The following is a 20,445-nucleotide window of genomic DNA, read 5'->3' on the forward strand; positions in this document are numbered from 1 at the left end:
GCCAGACGATGCTCTATATCCGCACCGGTAAGCCCGGCCACGGCAAGACCCTTAACACCATCCGCGAAGTCGATGAAAAGGCCCATGCCGAAGGCCGCACCGTCTACTACTTCAACATCAACGGCCTGAAACCGGAGCTGCTTAAAGCCAGCTGGTTTGCCTTCGAAGACCCGCACCTCTGGCACGAGCTGCCGAATGATTCCATCGTCGTGGTGGATGAGGCCCAAGGCTGGTTTGGCCAGCGTGACCCACGGGCACGGCCACCGGAGCACATCACCCGCTTCGAGACCATGCGTCACAACGGCTTCGAAGTGCATCTGATCACCCAGGACCCGCGCTACCTCGATGTTCACCTGCGCCGCCTGTGCAATGGCCATGTCCACTACTGGCGGGTCTTCAAGTCCTCCCAGCTGCTGCGTTTCGAATCAGAGGCGGTGATCGAAAAGGTCGAAGTGAAAAGCAGCTTCAAGGATGCCGACAAGAAAACCGTTCGCCTCGATAAGAAGTACTTCGGCGTCTACACCAGCACTAACGCCCAGCATCATTTCCAGTTCAAAGCCCCGAAGAAAATGATTCTGGCTGTGCTGGCCCTGGTCGCGGCTGGCTTCATGGTGTTTCGCGCTTACACCAGGTACGAAGAGGCCCGCGCCGAAAAGCTCGATGCTGCTGACGCGCCCAGCGTCGTGGAGCAGGTGAAAGAGGGTGTCGGCTCCTTCATCAATCCGGCTTCGGCCCTGACCAAGAAAGAGCCGCAGACGATAGAAACCTACCTGATCCAGCGCACCCCGCGCATACCCGACTTGCCCAGCTCGGCGCCGATCTATGACGAGCTGACCCAGCCGCAGACCTACCCCAAGTTGTCCTGCTTCATGAGCTCGGACGAGGGCTATGTCGAACGTAATCAAAGGCGCTTCCGGGTCGTCCGCGCTGCCGGTAAAGCCACCATCTGCGAGTGCTACACCCAGCAAGGCACGCACTACAACACAACCTTCAACTTCTGCAAAAACACCGTCCAGCACGGTTACTTCGATGCGGCCAAGCCCGACCCGCAGCCGCAGCAGAACAACGCCCAATACAACCGCAATGCGCCGCCTCCCGGCCTGGAACAAGCCGTTTCCCAGGCCGTAGAGAACGCCCCGAAGGGAACCACTGTGGTGGTTGTGCCTTACGAGAAAGGCCGCTTCCTGTGGTGAGCAGGGGTCGGCATAGCCAGTGGCGCTTTAAGCGCGCAGAGCGCCGGGCGCCTGCGCGCTAAAGCGCACGCGGGGACGCCCCTGTAACACGTCAGATAAACCCCTCTAAACAGCACGCAAAGTCTAACAATCTCGAAAAGGGAATCTCATGAAGCTGGTAGACCATCATCGTCTAGACCCCATCACCGGCCTGGAAGACGGTAAGGGGCTTTTGTTCGTTGACCCTGATACCGCACAGCTGACCGACCTCACCGGCGTTCGTGTTCTGCGCTGTGGTGTCGATACCGTCCGCCAGCTTTACCGTGGGCTGATCCGCCCACAGGTGCTGGAACTGTTTGAAACCCCCGGCACCATTGTCGATTTCGCTGGCCAGCGCTGGCATGCCGGTCGCGTTGGTCGTGACTCTGGCTACCAGTACAAGCTCCAAAATGCCGACCTGGGTTTCGTCCTGCTGGTGAAGAACTTCAACGCCAAAATCGACGCCATCGGCCCCCATCTGAAAATCGAAGTATCTCCCCACGCAATCGACGCCCTGAGCCCTGAACGCCTCCAGGCTCGGCTCGACTTCTATGCCAGTGAAATCCTCAGCCATGTTGAGCTGAACCAATGCGCCGTCCACATCGCGCTAGACCTGCAGGGCTGGCAACCGCCTGCCGATCTGGTGGCACGCATGCATTGCCGCGCGCGTACGCACCGGGACATTTCCGGCATTAATCAGATTGAGTGGGCTACCAAGTCCAGCACCTACGGACGTGGCGAAACCTCCATGTTTGGCTCTGCCAACGGCATCCAGTTGTGTCTGTACAACAAGACCGAGCAGGCCAGGGCATCCGATAAGCTCGACTACTGGGAAGGTGTCTGGCGTCGTCGGGACAGTTTCGATGAGAGCGACCCGGGCAACTACGATCCAGAGCAAACCGTCTGGCGTATTGAGCTGCGCTATCACCATTCCATCGTCCAGCAATTCGCTAGCGGCTCCGTCGATATCAACACCGGGGCGACCATTGATACCACCTCGTTTGCCGCATTCGCTGGCCACTTGGACGGCCTGTGGCGCTATGGCCTGAGCCAGTTCAAATACCTCTCCCGCCCTGGCGTCTATGAGCCGATCTGGACGCTGATTCGTGATGATGTGCGGGTAGACCTTCCCGTCGATTCACTCATCGACGAAACCGACTACAAGCGCCTATACAAGACCTCTCGGGGATTCTCAGGAAAGAACGTCGAGCTGTTCCTGGGAAACTTCGTCAGCCTGCTAGCAAGGGAGCGGGTAGGCGCCAAAACAGCCTTTAGGCGTTTGACGGATTGGGAATGCTGGCCGGTGATTCGGGATCACTACGCCGACAAGGGCATGGGCGAGCGTGACCTCTACAAGCACATCAAAGCGCTACTTGAAGAACGCCATGTTCGTTGGGGGCGCGCTATATGACCGTGAAAAAGCAGCCTGACGGCAAGTGGTCGGTGGACTTCTATGTCGATGGTCGCGGTAGTCAGCGGGTGCGTCGTGGTGGCTTCGCCAGCAAGGCTCATGCACAGCGCTTCGAGCGGGATTTTGTGGCCTCCCCTGCCCGCTCTCTAGAGCGATTCGGTGATCTGGTTGATCTCTGGTATCAGGTGCACGGCGTTACCCTGAAAAACGGAACCAGACGCTATACCGCCCTGAAACAGATCACCGAGCGGCTGGGCAACCCTCGCGCCTGCGACTTCACCACGGCCACATGGTCACGCTATCGCACAGAACGGCTGAAAACGGCTGAGCGCTCTACCATCAACATTGAACACATTTACGTTTCGTCAGTGTTCGCTGAGCTGGCCCGCCAGGGCCACTACTAAGCGCCGAACCCGCTGCATGGTATGCGGCTATTCAAGGTCGATCAGAAAGCACTGGCCTTCCTGACCTTCGAGCAGATACAGCAGCTGCTGACCGAGTTGGGCAAGTCGCAAAACCCCTACGTCCAAGTCATTGCCAAGATTGCATTAGCTACCGGTGCTCGATGGTCAGAGGCTGAGCGACTTCGCCGCTCACAGGTGCTGAGTGATCGGATCGTTTTCACAGCGACCAAGAACGGCCGGAATCGCACAGTGCCAGTTGATCCCGCTTTGATCGCTGAGGCCTTGTCGGTGGCGCTACCAACTGAACGGCTGTTTGGCCCTGCTCGGGGCGCTTATGAGCGTTGCTATGCCCGTTGCGGGTTCACTACGCCGGGCCAGCTAACCCACATCCTGCGGCATACCTTCGCTTCACACTTCGTCATGGCTGGCGGTGATCTGCGCACCTTGAAAGACATTCTCGGGCATGCCGATATCACCACAACGATGATTTACGCGCACCTTGCACCTGAGCACTTGGATAAGGCTTTGACCCTGAATCCGCTGTCGCTTTCATCTTCTGCTATTTCGGCTGATCGGCTGATAGACACAACGCCTATCACCCCATAACCTATTTCCGACTTACTTCCTTTGCACATGTCGAGTTAATCCATATGGAAAGCAATAAAACTAATAAGCCGCAAAAGACTATATCTAATAGGAAATTTTCAATCGGTATCACTATCAGTATCGCATGGCTGCTAGCAATGACTGTCCCTCTTATTCACCAAGCCGATAAGCTGTCTGGATTGATGCCTAATGAGTGGGGTGACTTTTTTGCTGGCGTGTTCGCGCCACTCGCTTTTTTATGGCTTATCTTGGGTTATCTTCAGCAAGGAGAGGAGCTTCGATTAAGTACCAACACACTTGCTCTGCAAGCTGAGGAGTTGAAGAACTCTGTTGAGCAGCAACGGGCGCTGGTAGAGGTATCGAAAGAGCAGGTTGCGGCGGAGAGACTTGTATGGGAACGGGAAAGAATTGTCCAAGAAGATGCTGCACGCCCGAGAGTAATTCTGACCTGTAGGCCTAGTTTTTTGACCGCGTCAGGTGGCCGGTCTTTCTCGCTCAGTATTTCAAACATTGGCTCTACAATTTCTAGCCTTGTTGTCGAACTTGTGAGGCCTAATGGTAAAGCTGAGAAGATTTACGATGCAAAAACTCTGGTAGAGGGTGTCGATGCCACCATGCCTTTCCACATCCAAAGTGGCGAAACACTAAAAAACCTGTCTATTCAAATCTCCTGCAAAAATCGCTTTTTTCAAGAATTCACTTACACGTACTCCATTGAATGGAATGGTCATTCGACTTCAGAAATCATGATTTCTCAAACTGCGTCCTAACCCTACAGCCTTCAAGGCCGACAGCCTGTGCCTTGTTAGGTATCTCTGCGGTGTGGTCATGCTGTAGGCAATCAGTAGTCAATCGCTGGCATGGTCGCTCTTCGTGCTTCCTATTTTCGGGGCTTTCGTCGAGCTGCTGTGACTTGCCGGTATAATCGCCGGTCTATTGCAGGCCCCGTCTTTGCGGGCCTGGGCATCCCGAGTAGCCGACCGACGAGAACATGATGGGCGAATTCGATTCCATCCGACCTTATGCCGACCACGAAGTCCCCGCCGTACTGGCGCGTCTGTTGAATGACGACACCTTCCTCGGCACCCTGACGCACTTCCGCTTCCCGCGCCTGGCCGGACCATTTGGCTGGCTGCTCAAACCTCTTATAGCCCATCGCCTGCGTTCGCAATTGGCCGATGTCGCTTCGGTGGATGCCTTGCAGATGCGCATCGAGCCCTATGTCGATCGCAGCATTGAGCGCGGCACCGATGGCGTGACCTACTCCGGCGTGGAACAGCTCGAAGCCGGCACACCCTACCTGTTCCTGGCCAACCATCGCGACATCGTCATGGACCCGGCTTTCGTCAACTACGCGGTGTTCCACGCCAAGCTGCCGACGCCACGCATCGCCATCGGTGACAACCTGCTGCAGCGCCCCTTCGTCAGCGACCTGATGCGCCTGAACAAGAGCTTCATCGTGCACCGCAACATCGCCGGGCGCCGCGAGAAGCTGGCAGCCTTCCAGCTGCTGTCGGCCTACATCAATCACTCGATCCGCGAAGAAGGCCAGTCGATCTGGATTGCCCAGGCCGAGGGCCGGGCCAAGGACGGCGACGACCGCACCGACTCGGCGATACTCAAGATGTTCCACATGAGCCGCAAGGACGAACCTTTCGCCGAAGCCCTGGCCGCGCTCAACCTGATTCCGGTATCGATCAGCTACGAATACGACCCCTGTGACCAGGCCAAGGCCCGCGAGCTGTTCACCCGCGCCAGCACTGGCAGCTACGAGAAGGCCGCTGGCGAGGACGATGCCAGCATTGCCCTCGGCATTACCGGCTACAAAGGCCGCGTGCATATCCATTTCGGCGCACCGGTGCGGCAGGGCTTCGAAGATGCCAAGCAGCTGGCAGCGCTGATGGATCAGCACATCCTCAGCGGCTACCGCCTGTTCCCGGTGCACTATCTGGCCTACTCCCAGTGGGAGGAGCGCGATGCCGAGCTGGCGGTGCCAACAGCCGAGCAGCAGTTCTCCGCCACCGAACTGGAAAAGGCCCGCGCCGAGTGGCAACGCCGCCTGGCAGCTTGCCCCGCCGAGCAGCGGCCCTGGCTGATCCGCCAATACGCCACGCCAGTGCGCAACCAGTACCGGATCAAGGCCGGCCTACCCCTGTAGCAGCGGTTGAGGCAGAAACGAAAACGGCAGCCCATGGGCTGCCGTTTTGCTTTCAGGCCACTCAGAGCCCGGTGCTGAACCAGGACAGGAGCAGTGCGGCGCCCAGTGTGGCGCCACCGAAGGCATAGAAGAAGCGATTGATCCGCCGGGTAGGCTCGTCCAGCAGGGAGGCCTCCTCATCCAGATCGATGGCACTGGCCAGATGGCCAACGGCGCGCTGCTCACGCAGGCGGGTTGCCAGCAGCAGCCAGCTGCCGGCCACGGCGAAGAACAGGGCCAGGCCATTGATGCTCTGCGCGGGATAAGTGGAAAACAGGGTCCAGAGGTACTGCAGCGACACGAAAATCACCTCGAGTGCACCAGGAACAGGAAAACCGGCACCAGAAGCAGGCAGAAGTGGCGCAAATGGCCTGCTAGCCGGGTCGAAGCGCCCTCACTGCGCACCAGGAAAAGGCACTGCAGCCCAAACGGGAGTTGGCGCGGCGGGCGGCAGTCTACTGGAAAGTGGCTGTTTATAAGCTTCGTTTCCGACGAGCGTTAGTCGTCATCACCAAATCGTCTTAAACCCGTCATAACACTGGCCTAGTGTTTGATACTCCATCAGTGACCCATCAGTCGAACGATATGACTGGTGGCAACTTTAATAGCGGAGGAACCGCCATGCTCAACCCACAACCTGTTGATACCGACTACCTGATCGACTCGCTGGACGAAGTGGAAGCCGTGGTCGAAGAACTCTCTTTCAACGTGCACGACCATCATTGGCTGGTGTACTGCGCCCTCGGCGGCCACGAGCACTACGACCTGCCGGACATCGACGAACACACCGGTCTGAGCCTGCCCGAGCTTTACGCCGAAGCGGCCTGACCCCAGACAGCAAAAAGCCCGGCCAACTGGCCGGGCTTTTTCATGAGCGCCGTATCACTGCTGGCCGAGCAGCTGGCCGATGGTCGGGTCCTTGAAGGTACGGGTCAGAGCGTCGCTGAGCACATCGCTGACCAGCTTGGTGTTGGTCTCCTGGTTCGGCGCCATGCCGAAGCGCTGGTTGAGCGAAGCGCCATAACGGCCACTGTAACGCCGGCTGCTGTTCTGCACGTCGGCACGGAAGGTGGCGCTGATATCCGCCTCGGTGACATACATGCCCTCCTTCGGCGACTGGTACTTCAGCTCGGCCAGAGTCAGAGTCAGTTGCGGCGCGTTGTAAGCATTGGGGCTGGGCGTGAAGCCGAGCAGGCGCACCGCGGCCTCGGCCTGGGCCTGCAGGCGCGGGAGGATGTCCTGACCCTGCACGCTGATGGAGCTGGTCTCCGGATAGAGACCGCCGCGAGTACCGAGCACCGGCGACTGGCGACCATCGACCACTCGCACCACCACTGGCTGGCCCTGGCCAACGGCCGTCAGAGGCGCCGTCAGCTCGGGCTGCGGCTTCAGATTCTGCGGGCTGTGGGCACAACCGACGAGGGTAACGCCAAAGGCGGCGAGCAGACCGAACAACAGATGCTTCTTCATGGGCGATCTCCGGAAAGGTGATGGCGAAAAATGGCCGGCAGTATAACCAGCGCCCCAGGCCGCCGACAGCTGTGTTTCAGACCCGCAGCAGCGTGCACGGTTCCTGTCATCGCCCTGTCACGCCCTGCATGGGATAAAGGCCCGGCCCATCTGGAGGAGTACGACATGATGAGTCTCTGGTCCCTGTTCACCCCGCGCGCCCGGATGCGCCGCTACGCCCTGCTGGATGCCAAGGGCAACTGCCGCGCCCTGCGCGAATCGCGCCAGCAACCGACAGCGCCTGGCTGGGTCGAAGTCCATGAGCTGCGCACAGCCTGGCTTGGCCAGCCACTACCCGTGGCCGCCCGGGCGATGCCGCAGGCGCGCCCTGCACAGGCACGCCAGGCGCTGGCGGCCTGATAAGCCCCATTCCCACGGCTTTGGAGCTAGCTATCTTTCGCGGCTAAAGCCGCTCCCACGAAATGCCTCGTGACAGGAGCGCAACCACAAAAAAGCCGCCCGAAGGCGGCTTTTTCATTACGGTGCAGCTCAGGCCAGTTGCAGGGCCTTGGCGCTCTGCCCCGCCACTTCGCGGTACAGCGCGGCGTCTTCCTCCAGCACGCTCTCACGGGCCGGGAAGATTTCCTTCAGCTTGCTGGCCCAGGCCTCACTGGCAGCTTGCTCGGCAAAGCAGCGCTCGATCAGGTTGAGCATGATCGAAACGGTGACCGAAGCGCCTGGCGAGGCGCCCAGCAGGGCGGCAATGGTGCCATCCTCGGCCGCGACCAGCTCGGTACCGAACTGCAGGATGCCGCCTTTCTTGGCGTCTTTCTTGATGATCTGCACGCGCTGGCCGGCCACTTCCAGGCTCCAGTCCTCGGCCTTCACCTCGGGATAGAACTTGCGCAGGGCTTCCAGGCGCTGCTCCTGGGACTGCAGCACTTCCTTGATCAGGTAGCGAGTCAGGTCCATGTTGTCGCGCGCCACGGCCAACATCGGGCCGATATTGCTCGGACGCACCGACAGCGGCAGGTCGAGGAACGAGCCGTACTTGAGGAACTTGGTGCTGAAGCCAGCGTAGGGGCCAAACAGCAGCGACGTCTTGCCGTCCACTACGCGGGTATCCAGGTGCGGCACCGACATCGGCGGGGCGCCGACTTCGGCCTGGCTGTAGACCTTGGCCTGGTGCAGCTTGACCACTTCCGGGTTGTCGCAACGCAGCCATTGGCCACTTACCGGGAAGCCGCCAAAGCCCTTGCTTTCCGGGATGCCGGACATCTGCAGCAGCGGCAGCGCGCCACCACCGGCGCCGAGGAACACGAACTTGGCCTGCACCTCGCGGCGCTCGCCGGTCTTGCTGTTCTTGATGTCGACACGCCAGCCCTGGGCGTTGCGGCTGAGGCCGACGACCTTCTGGTTGTAGCTGACGCTGCTGTTGCCCTGGGCATCCAGGTACTTGAGCAGCTGATTGGTCAGCGCGCCGAAGTTGACATCGGTGCCATTCAGGGCACGAGTCGCGGCGACTTTCTCGTCGGGGTTGCGGCCCTGCATCATCAGCGGCATCCACTCGGCCATGGCCGCCTGGTCTTCGCTGTACTCCATGTTCTCGAAGGCATGGTGCTGGCTGAGCTTGGCATGGCGCGCCTTGAGGAAGCCGATGTCCTTCTCGCCGCGCACGAAGCTCAGGTGCGGAACCGAATTGATGAAGTGGGTGGGCGAACCGAATTCGCTCTTGCCGCACAGATAAGCCCAGAACTGCTTGGAGACTTCGAACTGGGTGTTGATCTGCACGGCCTTCTTGATATCGACCGAACCATCCGCCGCCTGGGGCGTGTAGTTCAGCTCGCAAAGGCCGGCGTGACCGGTACCCGCGTTGTTCCACGGGTTGGAGCTCTCGATGGCACCGGAAGAACGCAGCTCGGCGATCTCCAGCGTGAGACCGGGGTCCAGCTCCTTGAGCAGCACCGCCAGGGTGGCACTCATGATGCCGGCGCCGACCATCAGCACATCAACAGTTTCGTGATTGACTTGCGTCATTAACGCTTCTCCAAGATCTGCAGTACCAAGCCGCTGAAATCGGCCTTTTGAGCCGCTCACCGACGTCTAATCACTGACAGCCAGACGAGTGTCTGGAGCTTCGGAGGTACTGGCATCGATGGCCGATGACCTGGCCTGATCCGATCCGCAGCAACCTCGTCCGGCACGCCTGCCTGTGGGCAGCCGTGCGTTCAACTCTTTACCGACCCAGCAGTACCCGAGGGTTCTGCCACAGATGCTGCAAGGGACGCGCCAGGCGCATCGAACCCTGCAGGCACTTGCGGGCCGGGATTTTCCGGCGCGCACGATACCACTATTGCCGCTGATTCAGTCGCAAAAAATGCACGAACCCGGTCAGACGGTCATTTTCCACACGAATGCTCAGGCTTTAGCCGCTTTTACCGCTTCTATATAAGGCTCGGCCTGACGCTGGTCCTGAATCAGGGCGATGAAGTCGTTGCCCTGGGCATCCTTGGCGTCGAGGTCGTAGCCGGCCTCCTTGAAGAATCCGAGGAAACGCTCGAAATCATCGATGCGCAGACCACGGTAGGCCTTGACCAGCTTGTGCAGGGAAGCCGGAGTGGCATCCGCCGGCTCGACAGCGAGGAACAGCTTGATGGCGTCGTCGCCAATTTCTTCGCCAATCACCTGTTTCTTGTCTTTACGCATCACGCACTCCAGCTAGCGGGCATTACGGGGCCGGCAGTTTACCCTTGCCCCGAGCGCCACTCAACGCGACTAAAGCACTGTAGGGGCTGGCCACGACATGAAAGTGGCTTGGCTTAAGGAGCAGGGCTCGAGAGCACGACATGCTGGCCGCTGCCTCAGCACAGAATGCTATCCAGCCATGCCAGCAAAATCTGACCGGATGGCCCCGAGGCTGACAGGCACCCCGTTCAGCGCCCCGTAGCAGCCAACATCAGCCATTACGCTAAAGAAAAGCCGGGCAAATGCCCGGCCTTTTCTTGACTCGCCTGGATCAGGCCGCACGCCTGAGCAGGAACACCCCGGCCAGTGCGCAAATGGTCGCCGGCACGGCTACCGCCAGCAACGGCGAGAAGCCGAAGACCAGGCTGGACGGACCGAGCAGGTCCTGGGCAATGCGGAACACGAACCCCACCAGCACGCCGGTAAATACGCGCTGCCCCAGGGTTACCGAGCGCAGCGGGCCGAAAATGAAGGAGATCGCCATCAGTACCAGTGCGGCGGTCACCAGCGGCTGCAGCACCTTGGTCCAGAACGCCAGCCAGTAAGTACCGTTGTTCAGGCCCTGTTCGCCGAGGTACTTGATGTAACGCCACAGGCCCGTCACCGATAGCGCCTCGGGCTCAAGCACCACGGTGCCGAGCAACTGCGGGTTGAGCTCGACATCCCAGCGCTCACTGGCGACAGTTTTCAATTCGGTGTTGCGCTCATGAAACAGCGTGGTTTTGACGTCCTCCAGCTGCCAGTGATCGCCCTGGTACAGGGCGCGCCGAGCAAAGCTGGACGACAGCAGCTTGCGCTGGTCATCGAACTGGTAACGGGTTACACCGATCAGCTTGCCGTTGGGCTGTACGGCGTTTATGTGCACGTACTCCTGACCCTGACGGTGCCACAGGCCGTGCTTGGAGCTCTGCGCCTCACCGCCACCCTGCGCCAGGGAGCGCTGCGCCTGGGCCAGATTCTCGCTCCAGGGCGCGAGGTACTCGCCGATCAGCACTCCGACCAGCATCAGCACCAGCATGGGCTTCATCACCGCCCAAACGATACGTCCGACCGATACGCCGGCGGCGCGCATGATGGTCAGCTCGCTGTTGCTGGCCAGGCTGCCAAGGCCGATTAGGCAACCGATCAGCGCCGCCATCGGCAGCATCTCGTAGATGCGCCGCGGCAGCGTCAGCAGCACATAAATGAGCACGTCGAAGGTGCCGTAGTTTTCGCTCAGGTCGCCCAGTTCATCGATGAAGGCGAACAACAGGGCCAGGCCGACGATGATGCCGAGTACCGCCAGGATGGCGAAGAACACGCTACTGCCGATGTAGCGATCAAGCCTGCGCATGGGTCGCCTCCTTCTGTGCACGGCGACTGGCCAGCTTGAGTTGCATGGGCTGCCAGAGGAACAGGCCAGCACCGATCAGCAGGAACAGGCCGTGTACCCACCACAGTCCCAGCTGCATGGGGATCTTGCCCTTGTCCAGCTGGCCGCGCGCGGCGATCAGCAGGCCGAGATAGGTCATGTACAGGAGAATCGCCGGCAGCAGCTTGAGGAAGCGCCCCTGGCGCGGGTTGACCCGGGCCAGCGGCACCGCCAGCAGGGTGACCACGAACACCAGCAGGGGGATGGACAGGCGCCACTGCAGCTCGGCCTGTTCGCGCGGCTTGTCGCTACCGAACAGCTCACGCGTGGGGATGGCCTCGCGCTCACCGATCTCGTTACTGACGTTGGGCTTGGGCAGCAGCACACCGTAGGTGTCGTACTTGATCGCCCGGTAGTCGGCCTGCCCAGGGTTGCCGTCGTAGCGGTAACCGTTCTCCAGAATCAGATAGCGACTGCCATCATCCTGGATCACCTGACGGCCTTTCTCGGCCACCAGCACGCTGATATCGGCATTCTTGGCCTTGTCCTTGGCGGTCGCAGCTTTCTTCTCGGTAATGAATACACCACTGAGTTGGCCACGGTCCTCGGACAGCGCCTCGGTATAGGTCACCCGCGAGCCATCCTTCATCGCCTGGAAACGCCCCGGCACCAGCGTATCGAACTCGGTCAGCGAGTCCTGCTGGTTGAGGATGCGCATCTGCTCGGTCACCCCCTGGGGCGCCAGCCCCAGACTCAACCAGGCCACCAGTGCGGCGACCAGTGCCGCCGGAGCCATGGTGTAGGACAGCAAACGGCAATTGCTCATGCCGGTGGCGGACAGCACGGTCATCTCGCTGTCCAGGTACAGACGCCCGTAGGCCAGCAGAATGCCGAGGAACAAGCCCAGCGGCAGGATCAGCTGGAGGAAGCCGGGCATGCGGTAGCCCATGATCAGAAACAGCACGCTCGGGTCCAGCACTCCCTGTGCAGCCTGAGCCAGATACTTGATGAAACGCCCACTCATGATGATCACCAGCAGCACGGCACTCACCGCACTGAGGGTTACCAGCACTTCGCGGGACAGATAACGGAAGACAATCAAACCGGACGCTCCAGGGTTGTCAGGCTCAGGCGGCAACGCTCACACTAGCCGCACTCGGTTGGCCGGCCCGCCAAGGCGGACCTTCGAAAAAATGACCGGCATTATCCTGCAAACCCGACTCTTTGTCTTGGGGACAGCTCACCATGGAATTTCTTGTCAAAAGCACCCGCCCGGAAACCCTGAAAACCGCCACCCTGGTGGTCGCCCTCGGCGAAGGCCGCAAACTCGGTGTCGCGGCCAAGGCCGTAGATGACGCCAGCGGTGGCGCCATCAGCGCCCTGCTCAAGCGCGGCGATATCGCCGGCAAGCAGGGCCAGACCCTGCTCCTGCACAGCCTGCCGGGCCTCAAAGCCGAGCGCGTTCTTCTGGTAGGTAGCGGCAAGGGCGAGCTCGAAGTCCGTCAGTTCCGCAAACTGGTTGCCACCGCCCATGGCGTGCTCAAGGGACTCGGCGGCAGCGACGCCGTGCTGGCCCTGGGCGAACTCAAGGTCAAGGGCTGCAATGCCTACGGCAAGGCACGCCTGCTGATCGAGACCCTGGCCGATGGCAGCTATGTGTTCGATCAGTTCAAGAGCAAGAAGGCCGAACCCAAGGCGCTGAAGAAGATCACCCTGATCGCCGACAAGACCGAACAGACCGAGGTCGAACGCGGCAGCCAGCATGCCCAGGCCATCGCCAGCGGCATGGCCTTCACCAAGGATCTCGGCAACCTGCCACCGAACCTGTGCCACCCCAGCTACCTGGCCGACGAAGCCAAGGCCCTGGCCAAGGCCTACAAGAATCTGAAAGTCGAGATCCTCGACGAGAAGAAGCTCAAGGAGCTCGGCGCCGGCGCCTTCCTCGCCGTGGCCCAAGGCAGCGAGCAGCCACCGCGGATGATCGTGCTCAACTACCAGGGCTGCAAGAAGGACGAGCAGCCCTACGCCCTGGTCGGCAAGGGCATCACCTTCGACACCGGCGGCATCAGCATCAAGCCGGCCGCCGGCATGGACGAGATGAAGTACGACATGTGCGGTGCCGCCAGCGTGCTCGGCACGCTCAAGGCCGTGCTGGAGCTGCAACTACCGATCAACCTGGTATGCCTGCTGGCCTGTGCCGAGAACATGCCCAGTGGCCGCGCCACTCGCCCTGGCGACATCGTCACCAGCATGAGCGGTCAGACCGTGGAGATCCTCAACACCGACGCCGAAGGTCGCCTGGTGCTGTGCGACACCCTGACCTATGCCGAGCGCTTCAAGCCGCAGGCGGTGATCGACATCGCCACCCTCACCGGCGCCTGCATCGTCGCCCTGGGCAGCAATGTCTCCGGCCTGATGGGCAACAATGACGCACTGGTGAAGCAGATCCTCAAGGCCGGCGAAACCGCAGCCGACCGCGCCTGGCAACTGCCGCTGCATGACGAATACCAGGAGCAGCTGGACAGCCCCTTCGCCGACATCGCCAATATCGGCGGACCGAAGGCCGGCACCATCACCGCCGGCTGCTTCCTGTCACGCTTCACCAAGAGCTACCACTGGGCGCACCTGGATATCGCCGGTACCGCCTGGATCAGCGGTGGCAAGGACAAGGGCGCCACCGGCCGCCCGGTACCCATGCTGACCCAGTACCTGCTGGACCGCGCCAAGGCCTGACCCCGGGAGCCGGCCGGGTCATGCCGCCAGGAGGCATAACCCGGCACCAGGCCCATACATCCCCGCAGCCCGGATTGCATCCGGGCCTCAGAATGATCGCCACAGGTCCACCATGCGCGTCGAGTTCTACGTCCTCTCGTCCAACACCCCGGAAAGCCGCCTGCGCGCCGCCTGCCAGTTGGCAATGAAGGCCTGGAGGGCTGGGCTGCCAGTATTCCTGCGTGGCGCGGACGCCGATCAGTGCCAGGTATTGGACCAACTGCTGTGGAGCTTTCGCGCGGAATCCTTCGTGCCCCACTCCCCGGCCGAGGAAGATGCCCAGGCGCCAGTGGTGATCGGTCTGGATCAGGCGCCGGCACAAGCGGGCGGCGTGCTGCTCAACCTGCACCCGCATCTGTCGCCGCACCTGGCGCAGTTCACTCGGGTGATCGAGATCGTCAACCAGCAGCCTGAATTGCTGGCCCAGTGCCGGGAAAATTTCCGCCAGTACCGCCAGCTGGGCCACGATCCACAGCGGGTCGAGCTGTAACCAGGCGCGCGCTCGGCGTAGAATCTGACGCCTCGGCCACCCTCCCCGACCGTCACGTCTATGGACAGCTCGCAACCACCCAAGCCCGGCCACCTGCTGGACGACCTCGAAGCCATTCGCCAACTGCTGGAAAAGGAGCAGCTGGAGCCCCCGCTGCTCACCGAAACCCTGGATGACGACCTGCAGATTCCGCTGCTGTCGGAAATCATCGAACCGGGGCCCGCAGTGCCGACAAGCCCCGTAGCGCCCGCCGCGACAGCCAAGCCTGCCGCCAGCACCGCACCCTTGCCCTACCCCGCGCAGCCGGCCGTCGCAACGCTCCCTGCCACGCCCGCCGCAGCGAGCCCGGCCGCCAGACCAACCGCACCACAAGCGCAGCTCAACACAGTGCCGAACGGCCTGATCCAGAGCCGCCTGGACGCCGAGCTGCGCGCAGCGGCTCAATTGATTCTGCAGGACGTGATCGACGACTTCGTGCCGCAGATCGAGGCCGAGCTCAAGCGCCGCCTCGATGCCCGCCTGGATCGCCTGATCAAGCAGCCCAAGCCCTGACCTCGCCGCAGGGACCAAGGGGGCAACCAGCCCACTGCTCGCGATCACCCAAACCCGCCTGCCCAGCCCTGGTGCGCACGCCAGCCGGCGACTGGTGGCCCGCAGCGGGCGCCAGCCGTTATACTTGCGGGCTTTCCCGATCAGTTGCCAATACGGTCCCGCCGCACCCATGGACAAGACCTACCAGCCCCACGCCATCGAAACCGCCCTGTACCAGAACTGGGAGGCGAACAACTACTTCGCCCCGCAAGGTTCCGGCGAGCCCTACAGCATCATGATCCCGCCGCCGAACGTCACCGGCAGCCTGCACATGGGCCATGGCTTCAACAACTCGATCATGGACTGCCTGATCCGCTTCCGCCGCATGCAAGGCCGCAATACCCTGTGGCAGCCAGGCACCGACCACGCGGGCATCGCCACGCAGATGGTGGTCGAGCGCCAACTGGCCGCCGACGGTATCGGCCGCCACGACCTGGGCCGCGAGAAGTTCCTGGAGAAGGTCTGGGAGTGGAAGGAACAGTCCGGCGGCACCATCACCCGGCAGATCCGTCGCCTGGGCAGCTCGGTGGACTGGTCGCGCGAGCGCTTCACCATGGACGAGGGCCTCTCGGAAGCAGTGAAGGAAGCCTTTGTGCGCCTGCACCAGGACGGTCTGATCTACCGCGGCAAGCGCCTGGTCAACTGGGACACCAAGTTCCACACCGCCATCTCCGACCTGGAAGTGGAAAACCACGACGAGAAAGGCTCGCTGTGGAACCTGCGCTACCCACTGGCCGACGGCAACACCACCGCCGACGGCAAGGATTACCTGATCGTCGCCACCACCCGCCCGGAAACCATGCTCGGCGACGCCGCCGTGGCCGTGCACCCGGAAGACGAGCGTTATAAAGCCCTGATCGGCACCTACATCGAGCTGCCGCTGGTGGGCCGCCGTATCCCGATCATCGCTGATGACTACTGCGACCCCGAGTTCGGCACCGGTTGCGTGAAAATCACTCCGGCCCACGACTTCAACGACTATGAAGTCGGCAAGCGCCACAACCTGCCGCTGCTCAACATCTTCGACAAGAACGCCGCCGTGCTGGCCAAGGCCCAGGTGTTCAACATCGACGGCAGCGTCAACACCGAGATCGACGGCAGCCTGCCGGCCGAATACGCCGGCCTCGACCGCTTCGTCGCGCGCAAGCAGATCGTGGCCGCCTTCGAGGCCGCCGGCCTGCTGGAAAAGATCGAAGACCACGCCCTGAAAGTGCCGAAAGGCGACCGTTCCGGCACCGTGATCGAGCCGTGGCTGACCGACCAGTGGTACGTCTCCACCAAGCCGCTGGCCGAGAAGGCCATCGCCGTGGTCGAGAGCGGCGAGATCCAGTTCGTGCCCAAGCAGTACGAGAACATGTACTTCAGCTGGATGCGCGACATCCAGGACTGGTGCATCAGCCGTCAGCTGTGGTGGGGCCACCGCATCCCGGCCTGGTACGACGAAGCCGGCAACGTCTACGTCGGCCGTGACGAGGCGGAAGTTCGCGCCAAGCACAACCTCGGCGACGCGCCGCTGCGCCAGGACGAAGACGTGCTCGACACCTGGTTCAGCTCCGGCCTATGGACCTTCTCCACCCTCGGCTGGCCGCAGCAGACCGACTACCTGAAGACCTTCCACCCCACCGATGTACTGGTCACCGGCTTCGACATCATCTTCTTCTGGGTCGCCCGGATGATCATGCTGTCTACCCACCTGGTCGGGCAGATTCCATTCAAGACCGTGTACGTGCACGGCCTGGTACGCGATGGCCAGGGCCAGAAGATGTCCAAGTCCAAGGGCAACGTGCTCGACCCGCTGGATATCGTCGACGGCATCAGCCTCGATGCCCTGCTGGAGAAACGCACCAGCGGCATGATGCAGCCCAAGCTGGCCGAGAAGATCGCCAAACAGACCCGCGCCGAGTTCCCCGAGGGCATCGCCGCCTATGGTACCGATGCCCTGCGCTTCACCAACCTGGCGCTGGCCTCCACCGGTCGTGACATCAAGTTCGACATGGGTCGGGTCGAGGGTTACCGCAACTTCTGCAACAAGCTGTGGAACGCCGCCAACTTCGTTATCGAGAACACCGATGGCCAGGACACCGGCATCAATGGTGAAGCAGTCGACCTGTCGCCGGTCGACCGCTGGATCATCTCCGCCCTGCAGCGCTGCGAGCAGGATGTGACCCGCCACCTCGACGCCTTCCGCTTCGACATGGCCGCCCAGGCACTCTACGAGTTCATCTGGGACGAGTACTGCGCCTGGTACCTGGAGCTGGTGAAACCCGTTCTCTGGGACGAAAGCGCGCCGATCGAGCGCCAGCGCGGCACCCGCCGCACCCTGGTGCGCGTGCTGGAAGTGATCCTGCGCCTGGCCCACCCGTTCATGCCCTTCATCACCGAAGAAATCTGGCAGCGCATCAAGCCCCAGGCTGGCGTCAGCGGCGAAACCATCATGCTGCAGGCCTGGCCGGTGGCGAACGAGAGCCGCATCGACGCCGCCGCCGAAGGCGACATCGAGTGGGTCAAGCAGCTGATGCTCGGCGTACGCCAGATTCGTGGCGAGATGAAGATTTCCATGGCCAAGCGCATCGACATCATCGTGCAGAACGCCAATACCGAAGACCTGCGCCGCCTGGCCGACTTCGAGCCGCTGCTCAGCAAGCTGGCCAAGCTGGAGTCGGTGCGTGTGCTGGCCGGCGGCGAGGAAGCGCCGATGTCCGCCACGGCACTGGTCGGCGAGATGGAAGTGCTGGTGCCGATGGCCGGGCTGATCGACAAGGACGCCGAACTGGCGCGCCTGGACAAGGAAATCCAGCGCCTGCAAGGCGAAGTCCAGCGCGTCGGCGGCAAGCTGGCCAACGAAGGCTTCGTCGCCAAGGCGCCAGCCGAAGTGCTGGAGAAGGAGCGCGCGAAGCTGGCCGAGGCCGAGCAGGCGCTGACCAAGCTGGTCGAGCAACGCGAGAAGATCGCCAACCTCTGAGCCAGCCCAGCGCTGACAAGGCCCGCCGTCGCCAGACCGCGGGCCTTTTTTCTGTCACCCGTGTCGATATACGGCAAAAACTTGTCACAAGGCGCGGCACGATAATTGCGCCGGCCTGCGCTTCCCAGTAAGGTTCCGAAGCTGTCCCGGCCACGAGCTGGGCGGCCATAACAAGAAAGACCGCAAATCAGCGGCCAGACCAAGGGAGCCACACATGACCCCAGCCGATCTTCTGCTGGAGGGTGTCGAGCTCATGCTGTTCGGCATGGGCATCGTTTTCACCTTCCTCATCCTCCTGGTATTCGCCATTCGCCTGATGTCGCGCCTGGTGGCCCGCCTCGCACCGGAGCCGGCACCGCTTGCCGTGGCCACCCCGGCCATACCCAGCGCCCCCGTCGACCCCGACACCCTCGCCGCCATCCAGGCCGCCATTCGCCAGCATCGCGCCAAGCGCCGCTGAACCGCCCTTTTCGGAGAAAGCAGAAGATGAGCCAGAACCCCCTTGGCATCACCGATGTGGTGCTGCGCGACGCCCACCAGTCGATCCTTGCCACCCGCGTGCGCCTGGAAGACATGCTGCCCATCGCCCCCAAGCTCGATCAGGTCGGTTTCTGGTCGGTCGAATCCTGGGGCGGCGCCACCTTCGACGCCTGTATCCGCTACCTGGGCGAAGACCCCTGGGAGCGTATCCGTCAGCTCAAGGCGGCGATGCCCAACACCCGCCAGCAGATGCTCCTGCGTGGCCAGAATCTGCTCGGCTACCGGCACTACGCCGACGATGTGGTGGACAAGTTCGTCGAGCGCGCGGCGATCAACGGCGTTGACGTGTTCCGCGTGTTCGATGCGATGAACGATCCGCGCAACATGGAAACCGCCCTGCAGGCGGTCAAGCGCCAGGACAAGCACGCCCAGGGCACCATTTCCTACACCACCAGCCCGGTGCACAGCCTGCAGATGTGGCTGGACTTGGCCAAGCAGATCGAGGACATGGGCGCCGACTCCCTGGCGATCAAGGACATGGCCGGCATCCTCACCCCCTACACCGCCTTCGAGCTGGTCTCGCGCCTGAAGGCCAGCCTGGCTATCCCGATCCACATGCAATGCCACGCCACCGCCGGGCTCTCCAGCGTGGCCATCCTCAAGGCCGTGGAAGCCGGTATCGACAACGTCGACACGGCCATCTCCTCGCTGTCGATGACCTACGGCCACTCGCCGACCGAATCCGTGGTCGCCATGTTCCAGGGCACCGAGCGCGACACCGGCCTGAACCTGCAGCTGCTGGAGGAAATCGCCGCCTATTTCCGCGAGGTACGGAAGAAATACGCCAAGTTCGAAGGCAACCTGCGCGGCGTCGACTCGCGCATCCTGGTCGCCCAAGTGCCCGGCGGCATGCTCACCAACATGGAAAGCCAGCTCAAGGAACAGGGCGCCCTGGACAAGTTCGACCAGGTGCTGGCGGAAATCCCGCGCGTGCGCGAGGACCTCGGCTTCATCCCGCTGGTGACACCAACCTCGCAGATCGTCGGCACCCAGGCGGTGATCAACGTGCTCACCGGCGAGCGCTACAAGTCGATCACCAAGGAAACCGCCGGCGTACTCAAGGGCGAATACGGCGCCGCGCCAGCCCCCTTCAATCTGGCCCTGCAGGATCGCGTGCTGGACGGCGGCGAAGCCATCACCTGCCGCCCGGCCGACCTGCTGGAGCCGGAGCTGGATCGCCTCAGTGAGGAACTCGACGAACTGGCCCGCAGCAAAGGCTTCAAGCTCGCAGCCGAGGCCATCGACGACGTGCTGACCTATGCCCTGTTCCCGCAGATCGGCCTCAAGTTCCTGGAGAACCGCGGCAATCCCGCGGCCTTCGAGCCCGTACCGAACGGCGCCGAGCTGCCGGCTCGCGAGGCCGGCCAGACGGAGTCCTACACCGTCGAGGTCAACGGCCGCAGCTTCGTCGTGCAGGTCAACGATGGCGGCGACATCAGCGGCATCCTGCCCCTGGGCGGGCATACACCGGCTGCCGCACCGGCACCGATGGCCGCCGGTGGCGGCGAGCCGCAGAAGGCGCCGCTGGCCGGCAATATCTTCAAGGTGCTGGTGCAACCCGGCCAGCAGGTGGACGAGGGTGAGCTGGTGCTGATCCTCGAAGCGATGAAGATGGAGACCGAGATCCGCGCCTTCCGCGCCGGAACCATCGGCAGCGTCAACGTCAAGGTCGGCGACGCGGTGGCAGTGGGCGACAGCCTGCTGACCATCGGCTGA

General features: G+C 62.1%; 20 protein-coding genes. 14 read left to right on the forward strand and 6 right to left on the reverse strand.

The window, feature by feature from the left end; genetic code table 11:
• Positions 1 to 8 precede the first annotated feature (8 nt).
• The 6 genes from AYB31_RS09610 (at position 9) to AYB31_RS09625 (ending at position 5,790) form a co-directional block, all read left to right on the forward strand.
• The gene (locus AYB31_RS09610) at positions 9 to 1,193 is read left to right on the forward strand and encodes a zonular occludens toxin domain-containing protein (protein ID WP_068828072.1); all 1,185 of its coding nucleotides are present in this window, start codon (positions 9 to 11) and stop codon (positions 1,191 to 1,193) included.
• Between the two features lie 148 nt (positions 1,194 to 1,341).
• The gene (locus AYB31_RS09615) at positions 1,342 to 2,622 is read left to right on the forward strand and encodes a hypothetical protein (RefSeq protein ID WP_068828073.1); all 1,281 of its coding nucleotides are present in this window, start codon (positions 1,342 to 1,344) and stop codon (positions 2,620 to 2,622) included.
• The gene (locus AYB31_RS22005) at positions 2,619 to 3,026 is read left to right on the forward strand and encodes a phage integrase (protein WP_236715528.1); all 408 of its coding nucleotides are present in this window, start codon (positions 2,619 to 2,621) and stop codon (positions 3,024 to 3,026) included. Before AYB31_RS09615 ends, AYB31_RS22005 begins: the two co-directional genes overlap by 4 nt.
• A 21-nt stretch (positions 3,027 to 3,047) precedes the next feature.
• On the forward strand, positions 3,048 to 3,632 hold the full coding sequence (locus AYB31_RS22010; RefSeq protein WP_236715529.1) for a tyrosine-type recombinase/integrase: 585 nt from the start codon (positions 3,048 to 3,050) through the stop codon (positions 3,630 to 3,632).
• 44 nt (positions 3,633 to 3,676) lie between these two features.
• Positions 3,677 to 4,402 (forward strand): hypothetical protein, encoded by a 726-nt coding sequence (locus AYB31_RS21475; RefSeq protein ID WP_153020691.1) that lies wholly within the window; start codon positions 3,677 to 3,679, stop codon positions 4,400 to 4,402.
• A gap of 221 nt (positions 4,403 to 4,623) precedes the next feature.
• Positions 4,624 to 5,790, forward strand: a complete 1,167-nt coding sequence (locus AYB31_RS09625) for a 1-acyl-sn-glycerol-3-phosphate acyltransferase (RefSeq protein ID WP_082805262.1) — start codon at positions 4,624 to 4,626, stop codon at positions 5,788 to 5,790.
• A gap of 61 nt (positions 5,791 to 5,851) precedes the next feature.
• Here the strand turns inward: AYB31_RS09625 and AYB31_RS09630 are convergent, their stop codons facing one another.
• Positions 5,852 to 6,130 carry a hypothetical protein gene (locus AYB31_RS09630; RefSeq protein ID WP_068828314.1) on the reverse strand — a complete coding sequence of 93 codons (279 nt, stop codon included), beginning with the start codon at positions 6,128 to 6,130 and terminating at the stop codon, positions 5,852 to 5,854.
• A 320-nt stretch (positions 6,131 to 6,450) separates the two neighbouring features.
• Here AYB31_RS09630 and AYB31_RS09635 point away from each other — a divergent pair, with 320 nt between their 5' ends.
• Positions 6,451 to 6,657 (forward strand): hypothetical protein, encoded by a 207-nt coding sequence (locus tag AYB31_RS09635; RefSeq protein ID WP_068828077.1) that lies wholly within the window; start codon positions 6,451 to 6,453, stop codon positions 6,655 to 6,657.
• Positions 6,658 to 6,711: 54 nt separating this feature from the next.
• On the opposite strand, the gene AYB31_RS09640 is transcribed toward AYB31_RS09635, so the two are convergent.
• Complete coding sequence (locus tag AYB31_RS09640; RefSeq protein ID WP_068828078.1) at positions 6,712 to 7,299, reverse strand: YajG family lipoprotein; 588 nt, start codon at positions 7,297 to 7,299, stop codon at positions 6,712 to 6,714.
• 165 nt (positions 7,300 to 7,464) lie between these two features.
• On the opposite strand from AYB31_RS09640, the gene AYB31_RS09645 reads away from it, so the two are divergent.
• A complete protein-coding gene (locus tag AYB31_RS09645; RefSeq protein WP_068828080.1) occupies positions 7,465 to 7,698 on the forward strand; it encodes a hypothetical protein in 234 nt (77 codons plus the stop codon).
• Between the two features lie 129 nt (positions 7,699 to 7,827).
• Here the strand turns inward: AYB31_RS09645 and mqo are convergent, their stop codons facing one another.
• The 4 genes from mqo to lptF all read right to left on the reverse strand — a co-directional run bounded on the left by mqo (position 7,828) and on the right by lptF (position 12,476).
• Positions 7,828 to 9,315, reverse strand: a complete 1,488-nt coding sequence (mqo, locus tag AYB31_RS09650; protein ID WP_068828081.1) for a malate dehydrogenase (quinone) — start codon at positions 9,313 to 9,315, stop codon at positions 7,828 to 7,830.
• A 381-nt stretch (positions 9,316 to 9,696) separates the two neighbouring features.
• Positions 9,697 to 9,984 carry a PA4642 family protein gene (locus AYB31_RS09655; RefSeq protein ID WP_068828083.1) on the reverse strand — a complete coding sequence of 96 codons (288 nt, stop codon included), beginning with the start codon at positions 9,982 to 9,984 and terminating at the stop codon, positions 9,697 to 9,699.
• Positions 9,985 to 10,294: 310 nt separating this feature from the next.
• The gene (gene lptG / locus AYB31_RS09660) at positions 10,295 to 11,356 is read right to left on the reverse strand and encodes an LPS export ABC transporter permease LptG (RefSeq protein WP_068828085.1); all 1,062 of its coding nucleotides are present in this window, start codon (positions 11,354 to 11,356) and stop codon (positions 10,295 to 10,297) included.
• Complete coding sequence (lptF, locus tag AYB31_RS09665; RefSeq protein ID WP_068828087.1) at positions 11,343 to 12,476, reverse strand: LPS export ABC transporter permease LptF; 1,134 nt, start codon at positions 12,474 to 12,476, stop codon at positions 11,343 to 11,345. Before lptF ends, lptG begins: the two co-directional genes overlap by 14 nt.
• A 143-nt stretch (positions 12,477 to 12,619) precedes the next feature.
• Here lptF and AYB31_RS09670 point away from each other — a divergent pair, with 143 nt between their 5' ends.
• From AYB31_RS09670 to oadA, 6 genes are all read left to right on the forward strand, one after another.
• Complete coding sequence (locus AYB31_RS09670; protein WP_068828089.1) at positions 12,620 to 14,107, forward strand: leucyl aminopeptidase; 1,488 nt, start codon at positions 12,620 to 12,622, stop codon at positions 14,105 to 14,107.
• Between the two features lie 112 nt (positions 14,108 to 14,219).
• Positions 14,220 to 14,636, forward strand: a complete 417-nt coding sequence (locus AYB31_RS09675) for a DNA polymerase III subunit chi (protein ID WP_068828091.1) — start codon at positions 14,220 to 14,222, stop codon at positions 14,634 to 14,636.
• Positions 14,637 to 14,696: 60 nt separating this feature from the next.
• A complete protein-coding gene (locus tag AYB31_RS09680; RefSeq protein WP_068828093.1) occupies positions 14,697 to 15,188 on the forward strand; it encodes a hypothetical protein in 492 nt (163 codons plus the stop codon).
• Between the two features lie 169 nt (positions 15,189 to 15,357).
• Complete coding sequence (locus tag AYB31_RS09685) at positions 15,358 to 18,189, forward strand: valine--tRNA ligase (RefSeq protein WP_068828095.1); 2,832 nt, start codon at positions 15,358 to 15,360, stop codon at positions 18,187 to 18,189.
• A 214-nt stretch (positions 18,190 to 18,403) separates the two neighbouring features.
• Complete coding sequence (locus AYB31_RS09690) at positions 18,404 to 18,649, forward strand: OadG family protein (RefSeq protein WP_068828096.1); 246 nt, start codon at positions 18,404 to 18,406, stop codon at positions 18,647 to 18,649.
• A 26-nt stretch (positions 18,650 to 18,675) separates the two neighbouring features.
• Positions 18,676 to 20,445 carry a sodium-extruding oxaloacetate decarboxylase subunit alpha gene (gene oadA / locus AYB31_RS09695; protein ID WP_068828098.1) on the forward strand — a complete coding sequence of 590 codons (1,770 nt, stop codon included), beginning with the start codon at positions 18,676 to 18,678 and terminating at the stop codon, positions 20,443 to 20,445.

The sequence above is a fragment of the Pseudomonas sp. BMS12 genome, from assembly GCF_001592875.1.
Taxonomy (GTDB): Bacteria; Pseudomonadota; Gammaproteobacteria; order Pseudomonadales; family Pseudomonadaceae; genus Aquipseudomonas.